The organism is Methylobacterium sp. 285MFTsu5.1 (assembly GCF_000383455.1).
Taxonomy (GTDB): Bacteria; Pseudomonadota; Alphaproteobacteria; order Rhizobiales; family Beijerinckiaceae; genus Methylobacterium.
In genome coordinates this window covers 1-23,667 of sequence record NZ_KB911275.1, presented here as the reverse complement: position 1 = coordinate 23,667, position 23,667 = coordinate 1, and the positions used below count along the sequence as shown (strand labels likewise).

Annotated in this window: 19 protein-coding genes and 2 pseudogenes; 17 read left to right on the top strand and 4 right to left on the bottom strand. The window is 65.6% G+C overall.

The window, feature by feature from the left end; translation table 11 throughout:
- Positions 1-173 precede the first annotated feature (173 nt).
- From H288_RS0111700 to H288_RS32275, 4 genes and pseudogenes are all read left to right on the top strand, one after another.
- Positions 174-2,675 (top strand): ABC-three component system protein, encoded by a 2,502-nt coding sequence (locus tag H288_RS0111700; protein WP_020092773.1) that lies wholly within the window; start codon positions 174-176, stop codon positions 2,673-2,675.
- Positions 2,672-3,385 carry an ABC-three component system middle component 1 gene (locus H288_RS0111695; protein WP_020092772.1) on the top strand — a complete coding sequence of 238 codons (714 nt, stop codon included), beginning with the start codon at positions 2,672-2,674 and terminating at the stop codon, positions 3,383-3,385. The genes H288_RS0111700 and H288_RS0111695 overlap by 4 nt, the downstream gene beginning before the upstream one ends.
- The gene (locus H288_RS0111690) at positions 3,382-6,459 is read left to right on the top strand and encodes an AAA family ATPase (protein WP_020092771.1); all 3,078 of its coding nucleotides are present in this window, start codon (positions 3,382-3,384) and stop codon (positions 6,457-6,459) included. The genes H288_RS0111695 and H288_RS0111690 overlap by 4 nt, the downstream gene beginning before the upstream one ends.
- A gap of 286 nt (positions 6,460-6,745) precedes the next feature.
- Positions 6,746-7,639: pseudogene (locus H288_RS32275) on the top strand (IS256 family transposase); the annotation flags it as partial.
- Between the two features lie 42 nt (positions 7,640-7,681).
- On the opposite strand, the gene H288_RS0111680 reads toward H288_RS32275, so the two are convergent.
- Positions 7,682-8,125: a hypothetical protein gene (locus tag H288_RS0111680; RefSeq protein WP_020092769.1), complete on the bottom strand. Its 444-nt coding sequence runs from the start codon at positions 8,123-8,125 to the stop codon at positions 7,682-7,684.
- Positions 8,126-8,454: 329 nt separating this feature from the next.
- On the bottom strand, positions 8,455-9,351 hold the full coding sequence (locus H288_RS0111675; protein ID WP_020092768.1) for a LysR family transcriptional regulator: 897 nt from the start codon (positions 9,349-9,351) through the stop codon (positions 8,455-8,457).
- Between the two features lie 294 nt (positions 9,352-9,645).
- Here H288_RS0111675 and H288_RS0111670 point away from each other — a divergent pair, with 294 nt between their 5' ends.
- Genes H288_RS0111670 through H288_RS35095 form a run of 6 tightly spaced genes read left to right on the top strand, consistent with a single transcriptional unit; the run spans position 9,646 to position 14,706 of the window.
- On the top strand, positions 9,646-10,806 hold the full coding sequence (locus H288_RS0111670) for a branched-chain amino acid ABC transporter substrate-binding protein (RefSeq protein ID WP_026604866.1): 1,161 nt from the start codon (positions 9,646-9,648) through the stop codon (positions 10,804-10,806).
- Positions 10,807-10,859: 53 nt separating this feature from the next.
- Positions 10,860-11,777, top strand: coding sequence for a branched-chain amino acid ABC transporter permease (locus tag H288_RS0111665; protein WP_020092766.1), 918 nt, complete (start codon positions 10,860-10,862; stop codon positions 11,775-11,777).
- A 2-nt stretch (positions 11,778-11,779) separates the two neighbouring features.
- Positions 11,780-12,970, top strand: a complete 1,191-nt coding sequence (locus tag H288_RS0111660; RefSeq protein ID WP_081636471.1) for a branched-chain amino acid ABC transporter permease — start codon at positions 11,780-11,782, stop codon at positions 12,968-12,970.
- A gap of 3 nt (positions 12,971-12,973) precedes the next feature.
- Positions 12,974-13,750, top strand: a complete 777-nt coding sequence (locus H288_RS0111655) for an ABC transporter ATP-binding protein (protein WP_020092764.1) — start codon at positions 12,974-12,976, stop codon at positions 13,748-13,750.
- 11 nt (positions 13,751-13,761) lie between these two features.
- Positions 13,762-14,484 (top strand): ABC transporter ATP-binding protein, encoded by a 723-nt coding sequence (locus H288_RS0111650; protein ID WP_043712513.1) that lies wholly within the window; start codon positions 13,762-13,764, stop codon positions 14,482-14,484.
- Between the two features lie 60 nt (positions 14,485-14,544).
- Positions 14,545-14,706 carry a hypothetical protein gene (locus H288_RS35095; RefSeq protein WP_020092762.1) on the top strand — a complete coding sequence of 54 codons (162 nt, stop codon included), beginning with the start codon at positions 14,545-14,547 and terminating at the stop codon, positions 14,704-14,706.
- Between the two features lie 343 nt (positions 14,707-15,049).
- Here H288_RS35095 and H288_RS0111640 read toward each other — a convergent pair whose 3' ends face one another.
- The gene (locus H288_RS0111640) at positions 15,050-15,946 is read right to left on the bottom strand and encodes a LysR family transcriptional regulator (protein WP_026604864.1); all 897 of its coding nucleotides are present in this window, start codon (positions 15,944-15,946) and stop codon (positions 15,050-15,052) included.
- Positions 15,947-16,209: 263 nt separating this feature from the next.
- On the opposite strand from H288_RS0111640, the gene H288_RS0111635 reads away from it, so the two are divergent.
- From H288_RS0111635 to H288_RS0111600, 7 genes and pseudogenes are all read left to right on the top strand, one after another.
- Positions 16,210-16,944: an SDR family oxidoreductase gene (locus H288_RS0111635; RefSeq protein WP_020092760.1), complete on the top strand. Its 735-nt coding sequence runs from the start codon at positions 16,210-16,212 to the stop codon at positions 16,942-16,944.
- Positions 16,945-16,984: 40 nt separating this feature from the next.
- Positions 16,985-17,584 carry an NADPH-dependent F420 reductase gene (locus H288_RS0111630; RefSeq protein ID WP_020092759.1) on the top strand — a complete coding sequence of 200 codons (600 nt, stop codon included), beginning with the start codon at positions 16,985-16,987 and terminating at the stop codon, positions 17,582-17,584.
- Between the two features lie 108 nt (positions 17,585-17,692).
- A pseudogene (locus tag H288_RS35920) lies at positions 17,693-18,490 on the top strand (transposase); the annotation flags it as partial.
- A 362-nt stretch (positions 18,491-18,852) separates the two neighbouring features.
- A complete protein-coding gene (locus H288_RS33915) occupies positions 18,853-19,269 on the top strand; it encodes a cupin domain-containing protein (RefSeq protein WP_081636470.1) in 417 nt (138 codons plus the stop codon).
- Between the two features lie 198 nt (positions 19,270-19,467).
- Positions 19,468-20,082 carry an NAD(P)H-dependent oxidoreductase gene (locus H288_RS33910; RefSeq protein ID WP_081636469.1) on the top strand — a complete coding sequence of 205 codons (615 nt, stop codon included), beginning with the start codon at positions 19,468-19,470 and terminating at the stop codon, positions 20,080-20,082.
- 516 nt (positions 20,083-20,598) lie between these two features.
- Entirely contained in the window at positions 20,599-21,834 is a 1,236-nt protein-coding gene (locus H288_RS33905) for a cytochrome P450 (RefSeq protein ID WP_106735909.1), read from the top strand.
- Positions 21,835-22,574: 740 nt separating this feature from the next.
- Positions 22,575-22,856 carry a transposase gene (locus tag H288_RS0111600; protein WP_081636468.1) on the top strand — a complete coding sequence of 94 codons (282 nt, stop codon included), beginning with the start codon at positions 22,575-22,577 and terminating at the stop codon, positions 22,854-22,856.
- Positions 22,857-23,312: 456 nt separating this feature from the next.
- On the opposite strand, the gene H288_RS0111595 is transcribed toward H288_RS0111600, so the two are convergent.
- Positions 23,313-23,667: IS5/IS1182 family transposase (locus tag H288_RS0111595; RefSeq protein WP_020092753.1), on the bottom strand; the 355-nt coding region annotated here is incomplete at its 5' end.

Sequence of the window (23,667 nt, the reverse complement as noted above, 5' to 3'; positions counted from 1 at the left end):
GCAGTGCCGCGTTACGCCCGTTGCCCCGATGATCGCACACTGGTAGCGGGGCGTGCTCACGACCGTTCGACGGGATACACTTCTGGGATAGGGCCCTCCTCGCCGCGGTCCGAGAGCCCGTCAAACCAAAGGGGTATTGGGATCTTGTCAACAACGGGTAGGAATGCGGCCGGGTGCTGAGCACACGCGACATCCTTGAAGGTTTCGAGATTGCCGCCCATCCGGGCGCCTTCGTCCTGGGATGCTACGACACACGGATCACCCTATATTCGCAACAAGTCCGAGCCCTTCAGCTCGCACATGCCATGAACGCCGAGCACTTCCTCAGAGCCGGCGTTCGCGTCGCGGTCGTAGGCGGGGGAGCTGCCGGCGTCACGGTCGCGGCAGCGCTCGCCCTTCACGACGGCGTCATCGTGAACCTCTACGAGACGTCGCGGGAACTCGTGCCGTTGCAACTCGGTTCGCACCGGCGGCGGATCGATCCCCACATATACGAGTGGCCGAGGCTGTCCGCCGACCATCCCCGGGCGGAGCTGCCCATCCTCGACTGGCGATCGGGCACGGCGGCGGACGTCAGGCGGGACATCCTCCTGGAGTTCGACGAGATACGGGCGTGGGTCGGCGAGCGCCTGCGCATCCACCTCCGGCACCGCGTCAAGACGATTGTGCCGCGCGGACAATATTTCGATGTCGGCGCTGTGCGGCAGTCCGATGCCGGGGACACGGAGCCCGTGCCGATCACCGTGGACTACGTCGTTCTGGCGATCGGCTTTGGCGTCGAGCCCCCGAACCCCGTCCCGAACATCCCGACGGAGAGCTACTGGGCGGACGCCAGTGTGCCGGGCCCCGTAGTCGGCACCGATCCCAATCCGCGCTTCCTCGTCAGTGGCAACGGCGACGGCGGCCTGATCGACTTCGTCGCGGCGGCCAGCGCGCACTTCGACCATTGGTCGTTCGTAGAGGCAATCACGCGCTACCCGGACATCGAATGCCTGAGCGCCGACCTCCTCGTGATCGACGAGGAGGCCCGCGCTGCCGACGCGGAGGGTCGCGGCTTCGACTTCGTGCAGGCGTACGATGACCGCATCGGGGCGAGGGTCGAGGCCATCGGCCTAGTCGACGAGGTCGAGCGCCTGCTGCGCCCGGGCGTGCAGCTCACGCTTCAAACGCGCGGCGCGCAGCCGATGATGGTCCGCACGGCAACGCTGAACCGCCTCGCCGCCTACCTGGTCATCAAGGCCTGCCGGCGACACAACGGACGGACCTTCCGCCATCTCGTCTCGCGGGATGTGGCAGCGTCCGCCTCTCCAGTCGGTGGTCCGACGTCCGCCCTTGCGCTCGATTGCGACGGCGAACGCGTCGTAGTCGACAGGCTCATCGCGCGGCGCGGCCCCGACAAGGCCGCGGTCCGGGCGCCGTTCGCGGCACTTTTGTCCTCGTACGATGCACAGCATGGGGATTGGGTCCAGCTCATCGCGACCGACGCGATCGCACCGACCCTCCCCGACGGGACCCATGCGCACTTCGCGGGACTGGCCCAAGCGGCTCGGCTTCCGCTACCGCGGTACCGACAGGCCGAGCTGGCGGCGGCTGCGCCCCTGCACGTCAGGCTCGCCGCGCGCGCCGCATCGATCCGCTGGAGCGGGGATGTTGGGATCGAGGGGGCGGTCCAGGTATGGGCAGACGACGCGAGGTCGCTCTACGTTCAGACCGACCTCGTCCCGACCGACCTCGGCTCGCTGTCGCAGGCCGTTGCGCGTCTTGCGATGCACACGGAGCGTTGCGTCCTGTCGGTTAACCACGCCCATTGGCGGCGCATGCTGGACGCCCTGACAGTCTCGTCGCGGCATGCTGACGGATTCGTCGCGCCGCGGGTGGAGATCGCGCGCATCGAGGCTTCGATCCGCAACGCGGTCGAACTCGAAGCCGGCGAGATGGCCCAACTCCTCGACCGGGCGATGGACCGTTGGGTGCTTGATCGGATCGACGAGCACCTCCGGCCGTTCGTCGCTCGCGGGACAGACCCGGGTTCCGTCGTCAGGATGAATGCCGCGGAGGATCTACGGCGCGGCATGGGAGAGGTCTGGGGGGCGTGGCGGGACCTGTTCGCGGCCGATGCTGACCTGCTCTCACGCTTCCTCCAGATGGCGATCTGCGCGCAGGACGTCGAGGACCTCGCCGGAGAAGCGCGCGCGATCGTCGGCCCGCGGACCCTCAAATCACTGATCCGCGCCACCGGCGCTGCGCTCGCCGTCGCGACCGGTTGGGGAACGATCGCTCCCTCCATCGGGCGACCGGGAAACCTGACCCACGGCCGGAGCTTGGGCAATCGCCAAGGTCATGCGTGCGCGGCCGCTATGATCGAAGGGGAACCCACCGCGCTCGCCGCCGCCCGGTTCATGTGGAGGACACACTTCGTGCTGCTGCCGATGGAGCACGGTTCAGTCCGAGCGGCTATGCTCGCCGACCGGCCGTTCAACGTCACCGAGCGCGGCGTGCCGTCGTTGCGGGACGCCGAGGAGGCGGCCGCGGTCATCCTCACGCTTGACGACGGGTTCATGACAGCGGCACGGACCGGCCGCGCTGCCCTGGCAACCTTTCTCGGTGAGGCGGACGCATCACATTTCGAGCGCCTCGGCCGGGCGATCGAGGTCGGGGCGGGGGCCGGCGCATGAGCACCGCGGAACCACGTTCGCCGGCGGGCGCCATCCTGGCGCAGTTTGCCGAGGGGCTCCGGGAGCGGGCGCGCGAGGTCGGCGTCGGGCACGCCGAGGCCCCCGAGCTGGTCGAGCCATCCTTCAGGGGGGGCGACGAGAGCACGGCGGCCCGGCTCCGGCTGGACGACCTGCCCGAGGCGGCCCTCGGCCTGAGGTTCGACGGATATACGGTCCTCCTCGGCCTCCTGCCCGAGGCCCCGCGTGAAGAGGAGATTTCCGAACGCCTCCGTAAGTACCGCAACCAATGCGTCGTGGCGCGCTCACACGTCGCGCCCGACCAGGGGCTCGACCTGCATCTATTCCTGGCCGGCCCGCGTGGAAGCGAGCGCAGCGAGTCTTGGCGGGACTTGGCCCTCAAGATCGAGCGGGACGATAAGGTCGCGCGCAAGCTCGTCTGGCTGAGGCCAGCCGAGTCCCCCGAGGTCGATCGGGCCGACCGCGAAAGCTTGGTCGAGTTCGCAAAGCGTACCTTCCTGGCTCGTCCCTGGCTGACGACAGAGACGTTCTCCATGGCCCCGATCGACAACGTCGGTCGCGGTGTCTCCCTTTCGGGCGTGCCGCGCGACACCATCGGGGACTGGAACCGGCTCGCCGCTTCGACGGACACGGACGTCAGCACCCTTGTCGACGGTCTAGTCGAGGCCTGGGCGAGAGGAGGCAGGGCATGACGTCCATCTACCTATCCCGCGTCGAGCTCACGGACTTCCGCACATTCGGCCGCTTCACCCTCGAAATCCCCGCGGCGCCGGGGCTGACGCTCCTCGTGGGGACTAACGGTCTGGGTAAGAGCACGTTCTTCGACGGTATCGAGTGGTGCCTGACCGGGAAGGTCCGGCGCCTCGACCCGTACGTGGGGCGGCTCGGGGAGGAAGCGTACCTTACGCGGCGTGGAGCCAGTCCGGGGTCCCATTCGGTGAGCCTGAGCTTCGGCGCGGGCAATACAGTGACCCGGTCAGCATCTCAGGCCCCCTCGGAGGACAGGGTCGTCGCCATGCTCAAGGATCCGGCTTGGGCGGAGATCGCGGACCTCGGCGATTACTTGGCTTTCACGCACTTCCTGGGGCAAGCCGCGCGGCAGAGATTCACAAGCCGCGAGAGTTCGGACCAGTGGGAGGCCCTGAAAGGCCCAAGCGGGATCGACAGGCTCGAACACATAAGATCCAGGCTACGAGGGACCTCGACGACGAGGGCTTTTGAGGCCAGGGCGGCCCGCGAGCGCCTGCTGGTCGAACGCGCTGAGGCGGACCTGGCGGCCTGGCGTGTGAATGTAGGTCGAAGAGACGCCATCAAGCGATCCCTCGAAGCGATCGACGGAGTCTCGGGCGAAGCCATTGCCGTACGCCTTGCCCGGATCTGGGCGTCCGTGACTGCATCTGATGGGGATGGGTCGGCAGCTGGCGACATTACGGCGGTCGCCGCCCGCCGGCGGATCGAGGCTGCGCGGTCCCGCCTGAGGGACCGGCGGGTTGAGATTGAGGGATTGCGCTCGCTCGCGAGCCGGCATGCTGCGTCCGAGGCCCGGGCGGATCGGGATGATCGCATGACGAGCGCCGCCGCGGTGGCCCTCGACGAGGCCGGGGCCTTCGTCTCAGCGTGTGCGTCGTTGGCGCGGCAGACAGAGCGGGAGCTTCTGGAGGGCGAAAGCGCGTTGTCGGAAGCCGTCGCCGCGGTGGATCGATTCATGGGCGGTGCAATGGCTCTGTCCGAAATGGAGCGCCTTCTCGGCGAACGCCAGGGGCTCACCGGGGAGGCCGAGGCGGTGGATGAGCGCTCGACCGCCTTGGCGTCGGAACTCGAAGCGGCGCGGTCGGCGCTTCGTGTTGCTAACGAGGCCGACGCCCGACGCACAGCGCTGCAAACGCGCCTCGCCACCCTTCACAGTTTATCGGAGGAGGCCGCACAGCTCCCGCGGCTTCGCGAGGACGCCGTCGTGCTCCGGGAAGCCGCACGGGCTGCGCTCCGGGATGCCGAACTGGCGAGGGGTGAGGCGAAGAATATCCGCCCTCGGCTCGATCGAGCGCGAATCGATCTCGATCGGGACGAGGCGGTTCTCGCGGCGCTTGCTGAACGCTCCTCGCGCTTGGCCCGGGCGCTGGCGGACATCGCGGCGCACGTGTCAGGTCATGACGCGGCGTGCCCGGTTTGCGCGACCGGCTTTCCACCAGGCGCGTTGAAGCTGCTCGCGGATGAGGCTGCTAAGCGCGAAGACGCGGCGCTCGCCGCGCGACGCGCAGATCATGAAGCGTCGCTGATGCAAGTCGAGAGCATGACACACGCTCTCGCCGACGCCGATCGGCGTGTCGCGGAAGCGGCTGCGGCGGCAGCGCAGGCCGACGCGGCTGAGGAGGCGGTCGGATGGCTTGTTGGTACGATCGCGGCCCGGATCGGCCTTGGCGATGGGATCGACCCCGTCGCGGCCATCATAGACATCCGCATGGCGATTGAGACCGAGCTCGCTGCGCTGGACGAGGCGAACCCGGTCGGGGCGTCGGAGGCGGGCGGGTTCCTCGCGGACCTGCAGCGGGAGCTGTCGGCTGAGCGAGAGCGGCGGCGCGAACTTGCGGGAGAGCTTGCAGCAATTGAGGTCGCGCTGCAGGCGCCCGCGATGGCTCTTGACGCGCTCGGGAAGCCCTCTGAAGCCGAGCTTGGGGTTGAACTCGACCGTTGGCGGTCCGCGGTCGCGGAGAGACGCGCCACTTCGGAGGAACTCAGGCAGGCCCACGACGCCGCACTCGCACAAGCTGCGGCGGCACGGCAGAGGTTCGACGTCGCGGCCGCCGAGGCGGAGCGCCTCGCGCGTGACGTGGCGGAGGCGAGGGCTGACATAGCGGAGGTTGCCCGCTTGTGGGCCGCCGGGGGAATGGAGGGCGAACCGACGGAGCGCGCCATCGAGGAACACCTCGCCCTGGCGGACGCGGAGGGGAGCAGGCTCGCGTCGTTGGCCGCCGAAGTCGGCGAGCTCGCGGGCCATGAGGAATCGTTGCGACGGGCCAACGAGCTCGATGGCATCGAGAACGACATGCTTTCAGTCGGCGGATTTGACGCTCTCGTCGACCCGGGTCGACATGAGCGCGCGCTACTGGAACGCCAGACGCAGGCCGGCGAGGCGTTGGAGCTGACGAACGCCGCGCGCGCCGCCGTCGCCCGTTACGCGGATCACCTCCAGGCGGAGGCGGCAGACTTTTCGACCCGCTTCCTGCGCCCGTTGAATGGCTTGGTAAACGACTTTAACCGGGCGCTGCTCACGACCCCCGGTGAGTCAATCGAGATGAACGCCAATCACGCCGTGAACCGGACGAGTTTCAGTATGGCGGTTCGGCGGACTAACATCCTGGAGGACGCGGGTCCGCAGCGCGGGCTCCCGCCCCAGCTCGTGCTGAGCGAGGGGCAGATGGCTGCGAACGGGGTCGGCATCCTGTGCGCCGCGAGCACGGCCTATCAGTGGTCGTCGTGGCGCGCCCTGCTGGTCGACGATCCGCTCCAGCACAACGACATCATCCACGCAGCTGCCTTCACCGACGTGATGCGGAACCTCGTCGCGCTCAAAGGATATCAGCTCGTCATGTCCAGTCACGACCGCGCGGAGGCCGAGTTCGTCTCCCGCAAGTTCGACGCCGCCGGGTTGCCCTGCTCGGTCGTGAACCTAACCGCGCCGTCGAGAGATGGCGTCAGGTTCGATGCGCCCCGCCATAACCCGGCCGCCAAGGCCGCCATGCAAGAGGCAATGGCGAATGCATCGTGAGCGGGGTGATATCATCATCTGCAAGACGTAATCCTGGAACCAACGGTCGAGGCCATCCTGGGGAGGTGGCGGATGTAGGAGTAGGCCTTCGGCGAAGTCATGGCCCGCTCCCTGGGCTCAAGGCTCCTGCCGCTCAACCTTCATATTAGGACCCTATGAGGAAGGTTGGCCGGCAAGGCAGCGCCTTCTTCGGGTGTGGTAGGACGCAACCGCTCCAGCCGCCCAATCTTCGAGTTGCCCGGCATGCGCTTTGGCCAGCGTAGACGGGAGCGCGCCAGCATGAGCAATTCAAGCATCGCACAGAACCGGACGAGCGCCTCGGTCTGTGCCGCAAGGAACAGTTCCCGATTGCCGGATGCATCTCGCTCGTCAGGTCAGCCGGCTCTGCCAGGAGATCGACGAGCGCGTGGGCGCGTTCCTCGACCGGCCGATCGAGGGTGAGTGGCCGTATCTCTGGATCGACGCGACCTACGTGAAGGTGCGCCAGGACGGCCGTATCGTCTCTGTCGCTGTAATCGTGGCGGTGGGCCTCAACGGTGACGGCCGTCGCGAGGTGCTCGGCATGGATGTCGGCCCGTCCGAGGCCGAGACGTTCTGGACGGACTTTCTCCGCAAGCTGGCGCGCCGCGGCCTGCGCGGGGTCAAGCTGGTCTTCTCGGACGCCCACGAGGGCATCAAGGCGTCGGTGGCCAAGGTGATGAACGCGACCTGGCAGCGTTGCCGCGTCCACTTCATGCGCAACGTGCTCGCCCATGCCGGACGCAGCGGGCGGCGTGTCGTCTCCGCCTTCATCGCCACGGCGTTCGCCCAGGACGATGCCGAGGCGGCCCGTCAGCAGTGGCGGCGCGTGGCTGATCAGCTCCGGCCGAAGGTCCCCAAGCTCGCCGCCCTGATGGACGAGGCTGAGCCGGACGTGCTGGCCTACATGGGCTTCCCCACCCAGCATCGGGTCAAGCTGCACTCCACCAACCCGCTGGAACGCCTCAACGGCGAGATCAAGCGCCGGACCGAGGTCGTCGGCATCTTCCCCAACGAGGCGGCCATCACACGCCTCGTCGGCGCGATCCTGCTGGAACAGAACGACGAGTGGGCCGTCCAGCGAGCCCGCTACATCACCCTGGAAAGCATCGCCCCGATCGGCGATGATCCCCTCGTCAGCCTGCCGACCCTGGCAGCCTGATCAATCCGGCCCAAGCCGGTGATCGTGGTGGCCACGCCGAAGCTACACCACCCCAGGGGACACAGTCCGCACCGCTGGATCTCGCTCGCGCGCGGCACGCACGATCGCGGCTGCCTTCAGACCTGACGAATAGGGTTCCCTAACCTCTCTAACCCAGGCCGCGGCGGTCTGAGCGTCCTGGAGCAGGACAATGGCCGCGACGCTCGCCAGGACGAGCCCGCGCAGGCCGCGACTGCAAGCGTTCAGCGTTGGCCAGCTGATCCAGAGCCCGAAAATCCAGACGAGAAACAGAATTCCGGAGTGCCAGACGTTGGTCGGCTGCAGCGCCGAGAAGACAAACAAGCTGAGAGCTAGAGATCCCAATCGGTCGTGCGCTGAGAGGGCGATTGAGTACCGTTCAGCCGCCCAGAATAGCTCGGGCGCATGCAAGCCGCCCTGCCGGGAGACGCTCCTGGTGAACTGGGCTGGCAGGATGCTGCGTAGCATCGGCGTTCCGCCAAGTCATCCTTATGGCGCCGGGCTACGTCCCTCGGCACTCCGCTCGTCGCGCCGAGGGGATGCGGGGCGCGGACGATCCAGGCGCACGCCGGTTGAACCGAATGACGACGGCACAAACAAGAAGACCCGGCGCAGCGCGTGGCTGGCCGGGCTGAGGTCGTCATCTTGGGAGATGACCCAGAGCATAGCCGGGCAGTGAATTTTAACAAATGTCGGCCTGGCATGCCAGCGTGGCGGTGGGCGCATAGGATCGCGCTCTTCGCGCTGCCCTATGCCGGATTCATGGAGGCCTGGGGCGTTGAGTCATGACAGACGGATCAGAACCATGTGAGGTAAGCGGCCTCTCGATCAAATAGCCCGGCGAGGAAGCGGGTGACGGCGCGGACGCGGCCGAGGTGCTCGATATCCTCGTGGACTGTCAGGAACACGTCGCGCATCACCACGACCTCGTCCGGCAGGACCGGCACCAGGGTGGGGTCGCGCTTCGAGCAGAAGAGCGGCAGCAGCCCGATGCCGAAGCCGGCGGCGACCGCCCCCTGCTGCGCGGCCAGGCTGGTCGAGCGGAAGACGACGCTCGTCGGCTCGAGGACGTCCAGGAGCCAATGGACCGAGCTGATGGCGAGCAAGTCCTCCACGTAGTCCACGAAGTCGTGCTGCTGAAGCTCGTCCCGGCTCGCGGGCATCCCCCGCGACGCGAGGTAGGCTGGGGCCGCGAACAGGGCGAGGCGGATTGCCCCGACCGTACGCACCTTCAAGCGCGCGCCCTGCGGCGGGACGAAGCTGACCGAGATGTCCGCCTCGCGTTTGGTGAGATTGATCAGGTGCCGCTCGGTGACGAGCTCGATCACGATCTCCGGGTGCGTCCGGGCAAGCTCGCGAAAACGCCCGCTCAAGTAGAAAGCGGCGATCCCCTCCATGCTGGCCACCCGGACGCGGCCGACAGGCTGCGTGCTGCCCGGCGACCCGAGGACACCGGAGATGGAGAGCGCCTTGCATTCGATGTCTTCCGCGATCGCGAGCAACCTGTGTCCGTGCTCCGTCAGGACGAAACCATCGGGCCTGCGGTCGAAGAGCTTCGCGTCGACCGCCCGTTCCAACTCGGAGACGCGCCGGCTGACCGTGGTGTGATCGACCTTGAGGCGCTTGGCGGCCGGCATCAGGCGGCCGTGCCGGGCGAGTTCAAGAAAGAAGGTCAGGTCGTTCCAGTCGAACACGGGCGGCTCGGTTCCGGTGTCATGGCAGCCCAAGGTTACGGCAGTGGGACGCGGGCGCATAGGTCCGCGAGCTTTCCAGATTCAGGACGCTGAACAAAGACGGCGAGGATGAGTGTCGCTGCCGGAGCAGATCCAGGGAATGAAGTTCTGCCTTCGAACACGGCTCAATGCCGCAAGAAATGGCAGGCGGTGTACTGACTGCAGGCAGAACTTCTGCAAGGGCTCGTGCGCGTTTGTCCAGTCCCGCGCGAATCCGGACCCGGCTAGCATCGCGACGCTTCCGAGGAGATCGACATGGTTCGGGGACTGGCGAAGGTACTCGTCGCGGCAGTGGTGACGCTCGGTCCCGCACAGTTGGCGGCGGAAGCCAAGGATATGGTGAGGATCGCCTTCATCGGTCCCTTGACGGGCGGTAACGCCGCCGCGGGCGTGGGAGGACGCAACTCGGCACTGCTCGCCGTGCAGCTCCGAAACGCGGATCCCGCGGCGAGGTACACCTACGAGCTCGCCACGTTCGACGACGAGTGCAAGCCGAACGTCGGCGTCCAGGTCGCGACCAAAGCCGCCACGGACCGCACGATCATGGCCGGCGTCACGCATTACTGCTCCGCCGTCGGCATCGCGACTGTGGACACCTATGCCCGCTTCAAGCTCCCGGTCGTCGTCTGGGGCGCCATCCTGCCGGAGATCACCTACGGCAACGACCACAAGCAGATCCACCGCGTGAACGGCACGATGATCAACGAGGGCAAGCTCGCGGCGAGCTTCCTGACCGAGCGCGGGTTCAAAACCTTTGCGGTGATCCACGACACGACGGATTACGGGAAAGGCCAGAACAAGTACTTTTCCGAGTTCCTGAAGCCGGCGGGCGGAGAGATCGTGGCGACGTTCCCGGTCGGACCCGACCAGCAGGACTTCACGGCGGAGCTGACGCGCATCAAGGAACTGAGGCCGGACATGGTCTTCGTCGGGGGGCTGACGCCGCTCGGCGTGCGGGTCCGCTCGCAGATGGAGCGCCTCGGGGTCGAGGCTCGCATGTCCGGCGTCTCTGGCATCATGACCGCAGGCTTCCTAGAGGGCGCGGGTCCCGCCGCGGAGGGGACGATCTCCTTCCACAATGGCGCGCCGCTCTCGAAATATGCGAACGGCCAAGCCTTCCTCGATGCCTACGCCAAGGCCGGCTTCCGCGAGGATCCGGATGCCTACGGCCCCTTCGCCTACTCCGCCGCGAACCTGATCATGGACGCTGTCGAGAAGGTCGGGCCGGACCGGGCGAAGGTCACGGCCGAGCTGAACACCACGAAGGCCCATCCGTCCCTGGTCGGCGAGATCAACTTCGACGACCATCGCCAGAATGTCGTCAGCGCCAACGTCTACGTCGCGCAGGGCGGCAAGTGGGTGTTCTGGCCGGACAGCGAGTACGCGGCCGGCCGGCGGACCCTGACGGGCCGCTAACGCGGCGCGGCGTGCGCCGCGCGCTTCTCCCCAACGAGCGTTCGGAGCGCAAGATGGACCTCGGATTCCTGGCACAACATCTGTTCAACGGGCTGATGTTGGGCGTGATCTACGCGATGATCGCCGTCGGGTTCTCGTTGTTCTTCGGCGTGCTCGACGTCATCAAATTCTCGCACGGCGACGTCGTCACGCTCGGCGCGTTCGCCGCCCTCGGCGCGGCCGCGGTCGTCGGCTCGGCGGTGGCGGTGCCCGGCCTCGCCCTCGCGCTGGGCCTGCTTGCGGCGATCGCGGCCAGCATGGCGGCCGGAGCCCTGATCGGCGGCACGCTCGTGTTGCCGCTGCGAAATGCGCCGCCGGTCAACGTCCTCCTCGTTACGCTGATGGCGGGGACCATCCTGCGCGAGGCGATCCGCCTGGGTGTGCCAAACGGCGGCAATCCCAAGCCGTTCCCGGCCCTGCTGCCCGACTGGCGGATCGCGGCAGGCTCCTTCAGCGTCGGTGTCGACAGCGTAGCGATCCTGCTGGCCGGCGTTGCCGTGATCGTCGCCACCCGCCACCTCGTCACGCGCACGCGCCTAGGCCTCGCGATCCGCGCCGTGGCGCAGGATCCCGAGGTGGCCTGCCTGTCAGGCATCGACTTCCGTCGCACGGTGCTCGGGACCTTCGCGCTGGGATCCGCCCTCGCGGGCATCGCCGGCTGCATGCTCGGCCTCTACTACCGCGAGATCAACTTCGGCATGGGCCTCGTCCTCGGCGTCATTGGCTTCGCCGCCGCCGTCGTCGGCGGCCTCGGCAGCCTTCTGGGTCCGATCCTCGGCGGCTTCCTCTTCGCCGGCGTGCAGACACTTGTGACTATCACCGTGCCGGCGGCCAGCGCCTACAATGACGTCGCTGCCTTCGCGGTGGTGATCGCCATCATCGGCATCCTGCCGACCGGTCTCATCTCCGAGCGATCCAGCGAGCGGGTCTGACCATGAATCCTGCAGACATCGAGATCGTCGGGGGCCCGATGCCCGCCGGTGCCCTTTCTAGGCGGGTGGCCGCCGTGGCGACACCCGCCCTGGCCTTCGCCGGCCTCGCTTGGCTCCTCGGAGCCGAGCGCGAGTGGGAGGTCCTGGCGGCTCTCCTCTGCTTCCTGGCCGCACTCGCGGCCCTCGACCGGACCCGGCCCGGCCGGGCGATTGCCGCGGCTTGCCGGAGCGAGCGCGGCCTCGCAAACGCCAGCGCCGCAGCCGCGGCCCTGACCCTCGCCTGGACGTTCCGCGAGGAGCATTACGCGCTGTTGATGCTCGCCACGGTCGCGCTTCACGCAACGGCCTGCATCGGCCTCAACGTCCAGATGGCGTTTGGCGGCATCGCGAACTTCGCGGCGGCGGCGTTCTTCACCATCGGTGCCTACGCCGCCGCGGTGCTCGCCGGGTCGACGGCGCTCCCGCACGTGCTGGTGCTCGCCGGGGGTGGGCTCGTGACGGCCGCCCTCGGGCTGGTCATGTTGCTGCCCGTCCTGCGCACGCGCGGCCACTACGTGGCGCTAGTCACGATGGCCTTCGGCCTCCTGTTGCGGAACTTCCTAGAGGTGAACGATGCCTTCGGCGGTCCCCAAGGGATGAAGATCCCGGGCTTCGCGCCGTTCGGCCTCGACTTCGGTGCGGTTGCCTCAGTCGCCGGTCACGAGGTCTCCTTCTACCTGCCCTACGCACTCACGGCGGGGGCGCTCTTCGCCCTCGCCCTCGCCGCCGCTCGCGCCCTGGAGCTGTCCTGGGTCGGGATCGCGATGGACGCGGTGCGCACCGACCCGATCGCCGCCTCAACCTTCGGCCTGTCGCCTTCGCGCTGGAAGGCGACCGCCTTCTTGATCGGCAACGCGATGATCGGCGTTGCAGGCGCGCTCTACGGGATGATGAACGGCTTTGTGAACCCGAACGGGGCCGGCTTCGGCGAGTCGCTAACGCTGCTCTCCATCGTCGTCCTCGGCGGCCTCGGCAATCTTTGGGGCACCGTGGTGGCATCGGCCGTGCTCCTCGCGCTCCCCGAGAAGCTGCAGCCGATCCAAGAATATCGCTTGTTAATCTTCGCCGCCGTCGTGATCGTTATTCTGCGGTTCCGCCCGGGCGGGATCCTGCCGCGCCCTCTGCGCGTCCTTGGCAGCCGGACGGAGGGTTGAGGCATGGCCGCCCCCCTGCTCGCCTGCTCCGGCTTGACCATGCGCTTCGGCGGCCTCGTCGCCCTGGACGGCCTGGACATGGCCGTTGAGCGTGGCACGACGATCGGCCTCGTCGGCCCGAACGGATCGGGTAAGACGACCTTCTTCAACGTGCTCACGGGCCTCTATCGCCCATCCGCTGGAAGGGCCTCGCTGGCGAACGAGGACATCTTCGCGAAGTCGCCTCAGGCGATCGGCCGCGCCGGCGTGGCGCGAACCTTCCAGCGATGCAGGCTGATGCTTGACCAGAGCGTGTTCGACAACGTCGCCCTGGGGGCGCTGCGACACCAGGATCTCGGCCTTGCGGCGCAGCTGTTCCGCCCCCGCCTGCGAGCGAGCGTCGATGCGCTGGTTGAGCGCGTCCGGTACCTTGCCAACCGCTTCAACCCCGCCATCGCCGCGGCTCTGTTCGAGCCGGCGGGCCGCTTCACGATGATAGACCGGCGGCGCATCGAGATCTGCCGCGCGCTGATCTCGAACCCGCGCCTTCTCCTGCTCGACGAACCGTCGGCGGGCATGACCTCGGAGGAGACGCGCAGGCTGATGGACGACCTCCTCGACTTTCGGCGCGAGTCGCCCGACCTCGCAGTCATCCTCGTCGAGCACGAGATGGACGTGATCCGCCGGGTCTCGGACCGCTGCATCGTCCTGAACTTCGGCCGAAAGATCTTCGAGGGGCCCTTCGAGTCGCTGATCGAGGACCGAGACGTTCAAACCGCCTATCTCGGGAGCGGACAGTGAGCGCGTCACGCGTGGCCGCCTCGCGGCAACTCACAGTCTCTAAGGTCACCTCGGGCTACGACCGGGCAGACGTGCTCAAGCAGGTCTCGATCGACGCGCGGCCCGGCGAGGTCACGTGCATCCTCGGCGCCAACGGTGCCGGCAAGAGCACGCTCATCCGGACCGTCCTCGGCCTGAACCGGGTGCGGTCCGGGACGATCCGCTTTGGTGAGACGAGCCTCGGGGGCATGCCGCCGCACAGGATCGTGGCGCTTGGCATCGGTGTCGTGCCGGAGGGCAACCGGGTGCTGCCCCGGATGACGGTCGCGGAGAACCTCCAAGTCGGCGGCCTGCTCGAACCGCAGCCGCGCAAGGTCGCCCAACGAATGGAGGCGATGTTCGCCGTGTTCCCGCGCCTTGGGGAGCGGCGCGAGCAGCTGGCGGGAACGCTGTCGGGCGGCGAGCGCTCCATGCTGTCCGTCGCGCGCGGGTTGATAACCGATCCCGAGCTCGTCGTGTTCGACGAGCCGTCGCTCGGCCTGTCGCCGCTCTTCGTTTCCGAGGTCTTCGCCGTCGTCCGTCGTCTGAAGGCGCTCGGCCTGACGATCCTGCTCGTCGAGCAGAACGTGCGCCAGACGCTCGACGTTGCCGACCGTGGCTACGTGCTCTCCCAAGGGCGTGTCGTCGCCTCGGGCGACACGCGCGCGCTCCGCGAGGATGCGGAGCTGCACAAGGCCTATTTCGGAGTCCACTGACGGGCGGCGGGATCGCGGACCGGGCGCGATCCCGCCGCCTGCCCCGTTTGGGAAACGAGCATGCCCACGACTCGACCCGCGAGCCGGATAGAGGGCGCGCGCGATCACGCGGGCCTGGATGCGATGGTGCGGCGCCTCTTGCACGACCTCGAGATCGTCGTGGCTGAGCAGAGCCAGATCGCGCGTGTGACGGGAACGATCGACCTAGTGGTGGAAATTTGACGCTTGGTACCCCCGGCGGGGTCCGCAACGGGTGGAGCCTGTGTGAAAACGAAAGCGCATGTCGAAATTGCAGAACAATCCTCTACGCTGCAGTCAAACGGTCCCGCTGCAGGGCGGCTCTGACGCGGTTTAGGCCTCAATTTCGGCGCTTCCCAGGTTGTTCTTGGGAAGATCCTTCTACCGCTTTGGCGTTTTCACACATCCTCGGTGGAAAGCGGTCGGACCGCTTTCGAGCGGCAGTTTATGAGAGCGGACGTTGTCACTGCGCCCGTTCATCGGACGCTCGGACCTTCCGCTTGCAGGCGCTCGACCATCGCCGGTGCCGCCGGCGACCTGACGCACGTCAATCGTGTGGTATGGACAATCCCGCGAGAAGCGGCGCGTACGTGGTGAGCTTGCGGGACACGAATTCCGTGAAGAGCCGCACGCGCTTGGTCTTGCGAGCCTCCCCCTGCGTGAGCAGCCAGAGCGTTCCGTACAGGTGCAGTTCGATGCCCGGTACTCTGGCCAAGAGGGGGTCAGCATCGCCAACGAAGCACGGCAGTGTCGTCATCCCGAGCCCCTGCCGGACCGCCGCTACCTGCGCCTCGGCACCCGAGACCCGGAACGGGACCTCGGCGGTTCGGATCCCGCCCGCGTCGGCCCAGTCCGGTACCCCGTGCGCGCTGATGACGATCCACCGGACAGGATCGGGCGCGCCCGCACGCCATGCGGCGAGGCGGTTTCGGGACACGTAGACGCCACCGAACACCTCCGGTCCCTTCAGGCCGTGAAGGTTGAGCGGAAGGGTCTTGCGGTCGTAGACCACGCGGATCGCCACGTCGGCTTCCCGATTGGTCAGGTTCGCCAACTCCCCCGACGACGAGACGTCCATCTCGATGTCCGGATGCAGGCGCGCGAACTCAGCGAAGTCCGACATGAGTAGATGGGTGGCGAGCGGCGGCGCCAGCGTCACTCGCAGGAGCCCGCGCACGCCCTGATCGCGCCCGAAGACCCGTGCCTCCAACTGGTGGGTGGTCACTTCCACCCGCTCCGCGAGTTCGAGAACCTCCTCGCCCGCACCCGTGATGCGGTAGCCCGCAGGCAGCTTTTCGAACAGCTGCACCCCGAGCCGTTCCTCAAGCTGGGCGACGCGTCGCAGCACGGTCGCGTGGTTCACACCGAGGTGTGCCGCAGCGCCTCGCACCGAGCCTGCGCGCGCGACGGCGAGAAAATAGCGAATATCATCCCAGTCGAACATGGTGCAATCCAGCACCACGGGCTGCCCGTTCGCAAGGCCCGCATTCGGCCCGTTGGTCAAACGTACGGCGGTCCCCGACCTCAGAGTTGAAGATCGCGGGCTTCTCTGGGACCGGATACCAACCCTGACGATCAGCGCCGGCGTTGTGCCGGATCGATTACGCACCACCGCTGTGCGCACTTCCGTACTCAACGCCTGACGCGGGCGGACGCATGTTCGAGGCATCGGGAGCTTCCCGAGACAGCCAAGGACGGAGCCTGAACGTGGGAAAGCTTGAGGGTAAGGTCGCGGTCATCACGGGTGGCGCGACGGGCATCGGCCGCGCCGCGGCGAAGCGCTTCATCGAGGAGGGCGCCTTCGTCTTCATCTTCGGCCGCCGACAGGATGCGCTTGATGCAGCGCTGTCCGACCTCGGGCCCAATGCCCGCGCGGTTAAGGGCTCGGTCTCCGACGAGGCCGACCTCGACCGGCTCTACGAGGTGGTTAGGGCCGAGCACGGGACCCTCGATATCGTCTTCGCCAATGCCGGGGCGGGAAGCCAGCTTCGACTCGGCGAGATCACCGCCGCGCACATCGACGAGACTTTCGACACCAACGTGAAGGGCACGATCTTCACGATCCAGAAGGCGCTGCCGCTGATGAGCAAAGGCGGATCGATCATCTTGACCGGATCGAGCGCCGGCACCACGGGCGCGCCGGGAATGACCGCCTACAGCGCGAGCAAGGCGGCGGTGCGCAACCTCGCGCGGACCTGGGCGGAGGACCTGAAGGGCACCGGCATCCGGGTCAACGTCCTGTCGCCCGGGGCGACGGCGACCGAACTTGCCAAGGCGGCGCTCGGCGAGGAAGGCCAGAAGGTCTTCGCGTCGATGACCCCGCTCCAGCGCATGGCCGACCCAGCGGAGATCGGGGCAGCCGCCGCCTTCCTCGCCTCGGCGGACAGTAGCTTCATGACCGCCAGCGAGGTCGCCGTCGACGGCGGCCTGGCGCAGCTCTGACGCACGCCCTCGCTGGCTCTACAAACCGAAAGAGAACGACATGAGCTACGCGATCATCGGCTTTGGCAAGATTGGCCAAGCCCTGGCCAAGGCATTCGCCCGCAACGGCATCGAGGTCACCGTCGCGACTACACGCGAACCAGAAAGCTTTGCATCCGATGCCGCCGCCATCGGTTCCGGGGTCGTCCCCGTGACGCTGGCGGCAGCCGTCAAGGCGGACCTCATCTTCTTGGCCGTACGGTTCGAGGCACACCCGAACGTCGCGAAGGCGCTCTCCGGTTGGCAGGGGAAGACCATCGTCGACGTGACTAACACCCGCGTCCCCCCTGAGGAGCTAGGCGGGCGGCCTTCCTCCAGCGTTGTCGCGCAGGCCTTCACTGGAGCGCGACTGGTCAAGGGGTTCAACCATCTGGGCGCTGGGGTGCTCGGACAGGACCCCGGCGCACATGGCGGCAGGAGGGTCGTGTTCCTGGCGAGCGACGACGAGGACGCCGCGACAGAGGTCGGCGAACTCGCGGAAAGGCTCGGCTTCGCGCCGATCAAGCTTGGCCCCCTCTCCGAGGGCGGGCTCCTCGTGCAGGCGCGCGGCCCGACTTGGGGGCGGCTGATCTTCAAGGACCTCGTCAGCTTCGAAAGTTGAATTCGAACCGCCTTTTGGGTGGCGTTCCACCGACAGGAACGCGACGCAGGAAATCGGCTCGCATGAGGTGGAGCGTCTACTCCGCGGCGGGAGGTTGGAGTGGACGGCATCGAAGCCGAGATGCTGGCCTCTCCCGACCAGCAAGTGTCCTGACCGATCCCGACGCGCGCTCGATGGCCACCGGCGGGCGTGGTTCGGGTATCGTCGGCTACAACGTGCAGATCGCGGTGGAGACCGAGCATCATCTGATCGTCGCACACGAGGTGACCAACGCCGGCTCTGACCGGGCACAGCTCTCCGGGATGGCAAAGCAGGCGAAGGCGGTGCTGGGGGCAGAGACGCTCGATGCGCTCGCGGACCGGGGCTACTTCTCGGGCAAGGAGATCCGGGCCTGCGAGCGGGGGGCATCACAGTGACGCTGCCGAAGCCGCTGACCTCGGGTGCCAAGGCGGAGGGGCGCTTCGGCAAACAGGACTTCGTCTACGAGGCCGAAACGGATGCCTATCGCTGCCCGGCCGGCGAGCGGCTGCCCCACCGCTACACGAACGTGGAGGGCGGGCTGACGCTGCGGCGCTACTGGACGACGGCGTGCGGGCGTTGCGACATCAAGGTCCGCTGCACGCTAGCCAAGGAGCGCCGGGTCACGCGCTGGGAGCACGAGGCCGTGCTCGATCAGGTGCAGCGTCGGCTCGATGCGGACCCCGGAGCGATGCGCGTGCGGCGTGAGACGGTGGAGCATCCCGTCACGTCAGTACGCTCACATCCCGGATGGGAGCGACGCACTTCCTGGTGAAGACCCTGCCGCGCGTCTCGGGCGAGATTGCGCTGCATATTCTGGCCTACAACCTGACGCGGGCGCTCAACATCGTGGGTGCCCGAGCCATGCTCGCCGCGATGCGGGCCTGAGACTCCGCTCGCCTCTTGTCCTCAGCGCCGCTGCTGCCCGCCTCCCGCAAAAGCGTTTCCACACGGCCAGGGTCCACACCAGAATAACCGGGCTGGGGCGGAAACAGGTGCGGCAGCAACGTCCAATTTCCCAGATTGTCGCGCGAGCCCAGCTTTGCGTCGCCGGGCTGAACAGGTGCCATTTCTTCGTTCTCAACCGCCCGACGAAGGACGCTGCTCCGCGGCACCGGGATCGCTCCAGAGCATGATTACACCTGTAACCTGATAGGTGCCCGACGACACAATCGTGTAACGCGAATCTGCGCAAGAAAAACGCAGCGACGCTTGATAATTAACGCATCTACAACAAAGTGTACCCGGAAATGAAGCTATTATTGGCTATAGCCCTTACAGTCCTTACTGCGCCCGCCATTGCAAAAGGGGCAGCCGAGACCAAGGTTGTGCCTGTCCTAAAAACGGACAGCAACTCGTTTGGCCAGCCTATAGTGTTTCCGCAGGGGGAAGGTCAAGTCGCCGTCTCGATATATGAAATTCCCGTCGGCGCAAAGCTCCCGGTGCACAAGCATCCGACGCCGCGCGTAGGCTATGTGCTCAGCGGCACAATTCAGGTGACAAACGTCGATACAGGCGACGCGCACACCTTTCATCAAGGTGAGGCCGTCTTGGAGTCGGTCGATTCCTGGCACACTGGGGCTAATGTGGGGCCCGGACCACTGAAGTTGCTTGTCGTAGACCTACAACCTAAAGGCGCCTCCGAGCCGACAGTATTTAAAAAGTGAGACTCGTAATAGATTGGGAAAAAACGACAGTACATATCGATCGAAGAGCAAGGCACCGCTTCTCTCAATGCACGACACGTCTAAGTGATCTGGTTTTAGTCAGTCATGTGGAAAAGTCGGGTCTTAGACCGTGTACTTTCGTCTTCCCGGCGGAACTCTCACTTACCTAGTGGTCGAAGTTAGGAGCTTGATTCGGTCATGAAATTACTCCACCTTGATACAAGCATCCGCGGCACGAACTCTGTCTCTCGCGAATTGTCGTCACTAGTTGTCCAGCGGCTCGGCGAACTCGGACATGCTGAGTTAACCTACCACGACCTCGCTGCTGAGGATCTGCCGCACCTGACAGTCGCGAACATTCCGACTGCGCACCCGATCTCGGCCATGGCCGGTGCTCTTGATGCAAATGGTCAAGCCATCCGCGAGGTCAGTGATCGGATGCTCGACGAGTTTATGGCTGCCGACATCGTGGTCATCGGAGTGCCGATGTATAACTTCACGATTCCATCACAGCTGAAAGCATGGATCGACCGCATATTGGTGCCCGGAAAAACCTTCCGGTATGGGGCCAATGGGCCAGAAGGGCTCATGCAGGGCAAGCGTGTCGTCTTAGCTCTTGCCCGTGGCGGGTTTTACGGTCGGGGGACGGCGGCCGCCTCGGCAGAGCATGCCGAAAGCTACCTGCGTACCGTGTTCGGCTTTATAGGTATCACCCCGGAATTTGTCCTAGCCGAAGGAGTGGCGGCTGGCGATCATAACAAGAGTCAAGCGCTTAGATCGGCCCGTGATGCGATTGGGCAACTCGCTGCCTAAGCTTCAACTTGCGTTGAGCGGCCGCGCCCTACTTCGAGCTTAGGCGTCACGCGCAAAGCTCGGAGTAGGGCCGTGCAGACTTGCCTAGGCACTCGTTCAATCGATGGAAGCGACGGCGTTCTCGCCGATCGCTAGCTTCTTCGCCGAAGCAGGGTGCCGGCGCGGCAAATCGCTCGATTCGGTCAAGCAAGACCAAGTCGGATGGCTTGGGGTCGCAGCCGAACGACAAGCGCTGCTAAAACGGAGTCAAAATCGCGTTCACTTCAGGCTTTTACCTTTAGCCTAGCTCACCTAACTAGTATTTCGACCAAGCCTATGTCAGATTCATACTTCAGATTCATAGAATAATTGCGACCTATAGTTGCAGTCGCTATACGTTCAAGTCAGCTCACTTCAGCAAAGCGATCGGGTATCTAGCCCGCTGAAATAGATTTCGATGGCTCCTGCCAAAGTCGATCTGCGGACGCTGCCTGCATTCGCTCGACTCATCAATTGAGATTTACCAGGTTCGATGCGATGCCTCAGTCCGACGCCTCACCAGATGAAACGAGAGTGCTTGCTCAAACTCCACGCCTCGATGCACGTGATCCGATCTTTCGCGAGCGCCCGCATCAAGTTCTGGATGAGTTGCGTCTCCGCGATCCTGTCCACCAGGACCGTGTTTTCGATCGGGTCGTGCTCACGCGTGCCGCTGATGTTGCCGCCACTCTTGCAGACCGCAGCTTGTCTGCAGATCCTTCCAAGGCCCGACCTACTGCGTATGGCTGGCGTCCCGAGACTGGGCGTGACAAGGCAAATATGGCATCCCTGGACGACCCTGACCACGCGCGTCTGCGCGGGCTTGTAGCAAAGGCCTTCACTGCTCGCGCCGTCCAAAGCCTCCAGAGCCGCGTTGAGCAGTTTGCAGCAAATCTTCTAGACACTATCGACCCAACCACACCCTTTGACCTCGTGTCGATCTACGCCGCGCCCCTACCGATTCTCGTCGTGGCAGCTATGCTCGGCATCGACGACGCCGAAGTCGGTCAGTTCAAATTCTGGTCGAGTGAAAACGAACTCGTCTACATTCGTGATAGGTCAGCTGACGAACAGCGCCGACTCGATGCCGCATATTTAGGGCTGAACGGGTGCTTGGCGCGGGCGATTGCGGATCGACGAGAGTGCCCGCGCGACGATCTTATCAGCGCGCTCGTTGCGGTTGAGGAGGAAGGCGACAAACTGACTGAAACAGAGATCATCAACAATTGTCGCTTGCTATTGGTGGCCGGCAATCTCACCACAACCGACCTGATTGGAAACGCCGTGGTCGCGTTGCTACGCTATCCCCTCCAGCTCACCCGTTTGCGTGCGGAGCCGGACCTATGGCCGGATGCGGTGGAGGAAGTCCTGCGCTATGATCCGCCGGTCGCCCATTGGAACCGTCAGGCACTCCAGGCACGGCAGATCGGCGGCTGCCCAATCGAGGCGGGCCAGACAATCACGGCGATGCTGCTTGCAGCCAACCACGACCCGGCCCTGCACGCTGACCCACACCGCCTTGACATTAAGCGGAGAGGCCAGAAGCATTACAGTTTCGGTGGCGGCGCGCACTTCTGTCCCGGCGCATCTCTGGGGCGCTTAGAGGCGCGGACCGGTCTTACCATGTTATTCTCGCGTTTCCCGAAATTGCGATTGGCGTTGGGGTACGAACTGCGCCGCAAGGCGAGACCGCCGTTCAACGGCTACGAGGCCATTTGGCTCAATGTAGATTGAGGAAGACCCCGATATACCGGCACTCATAACGCCGATATATAGTGCCATGATATGCGTCGGCTGCGCAATAAATGCGTACCGGATAGCTGGCTTCGGAAGGCTATCCGCGCTCAGTCAAGTCGGAGAAGATGGAATTAGATCGCCATCCCTACGACCAATACATTGAGCTGACGCAGCTTGTCGACTATCTACTCAGCTGTGTGCTTCTTCCGACGCGTTGAAATGTCGGTCTTTCGTCATTCGGGTTTAATGGCGGAGAAGCGGGCTTGATGCCCGCTTCGTCGTTTGGGGTTGATTGGCCGGGGCCAGAGCTGTCCGATGCAGAAACCTCCGACCCCGGTGAGGAGACCGAAGGCCAGAAGAGCGGTCGCGATATGCTCAGGCTCACTCAACGGAACACCGCGACCCCGACACAGAGGCCTACTCCAAAGCCCATAAAGATGCCCCCGAGGAGGCATGCGACGGCGGGGCCAGCTACAGGATCGGCGATCAGGCTCATTGCGCTACTCGCTCTGGTCAGCGTCGACCTACACAGAGTGCTTAACGAGCGTTGAGCTTCCGGCCTCACCAGTAGGTCGACGTCTTCGTTTACTCGGCACCGCAGTTCAGGCAGCGGCGTTTGGGGTTGCCCTGGAGCCCCGACGGACCTTCCGGCCAGAATGTGGCCTGCTGAGAGGCCTGCTAGCCTGAGACGCGCGCGATCCTCGGCAAGCTGTTCGGCCAGTACCCGGCGCTCGTAACTGCCTACCACATCTAGGAGCGGTTCTACGACATCTGCGAGGCCCGACCGGGCAGCGGCTGAGGCTGCCACGGACCGATGGTTGGCCTCGGTGCCATCCGAGTTCGAGCGGCCGTTCAAGCCCAGCATCGACGCCTTCATGCACTGGCGCCCGCACATCCTGCGGTACTTTGAGCACCGGCTCACCAGCGGCTACATCGAGCCGCTGAACGGCCTCATCCGGCGCATGAACGTCAACGGCGTAGGCTACAGCTTCGACGTGCTGCGGCGAAAGCGATTCTGAAATACGGCACCTTCGGCGAGGCCGAATGGGGTGAGTTCGTCCACATCGGCCGCGAGGGGCGCATCCCGATGTACAACGACGCGCACTTCGGCGCGCCGCTATCAACCCTGGCGGCCGAGCTCGAGGCCGGACGTTCTGACCTCAGATTAACCCTGTGTGACAAAGAACCAAAATGTCCTGCACCCGGCGCAAAGCCATACCTGAGGAGGAGCCACTATTTCAAAAAACAGGCTAGGTCGATGTTGTCCCAGGCCGCCCCGCGGCGGTTACACGTTTCGCCTTCTGGACGCACCCGGTCATTGATGCAGATCGGATGCAGCCGGCCAAAGTCCGGCTGCGGCAAAGACTGGATAGCTCGCGACAGCATCTTGGCGTCAGCCGGTCTGGGCCAGTGTGTTCGAGCCGCCGCGTCGGGGCTGCCATTGAGTGCGACGCCTTGAGAGTCCGTCCGAGAAGTCAGGTTGATCGGGCGAGGCGTCTGACGAGGATCATGACGGCTGCGGCGTAGAGGAAGGCTCTGGCGGAGGCGAGGGTCGCTTCTGGATCCTTCCAGAGGCGTCGGTTGCGGCTGATCCAGGCGAAGAACCGTTCAACGACCCACCGGCGTGGATGCACGGCAAAGCCGACTTGATGGGGCGGCTTGCGCACGATCTCGACGGCGATGATCGTCGCGCTCGCTGGCTTGTCGCCGGCATAGCCGGCGTCGGCGAAGGCCTTGGTAATGAACGGGAAGCTTCGGCGCGACAGGCGCAGCACCGGAACGGCTCCGTCCCGGTCCTGTACGTCGGCAGGCTGCGGATCGAGGACGAGC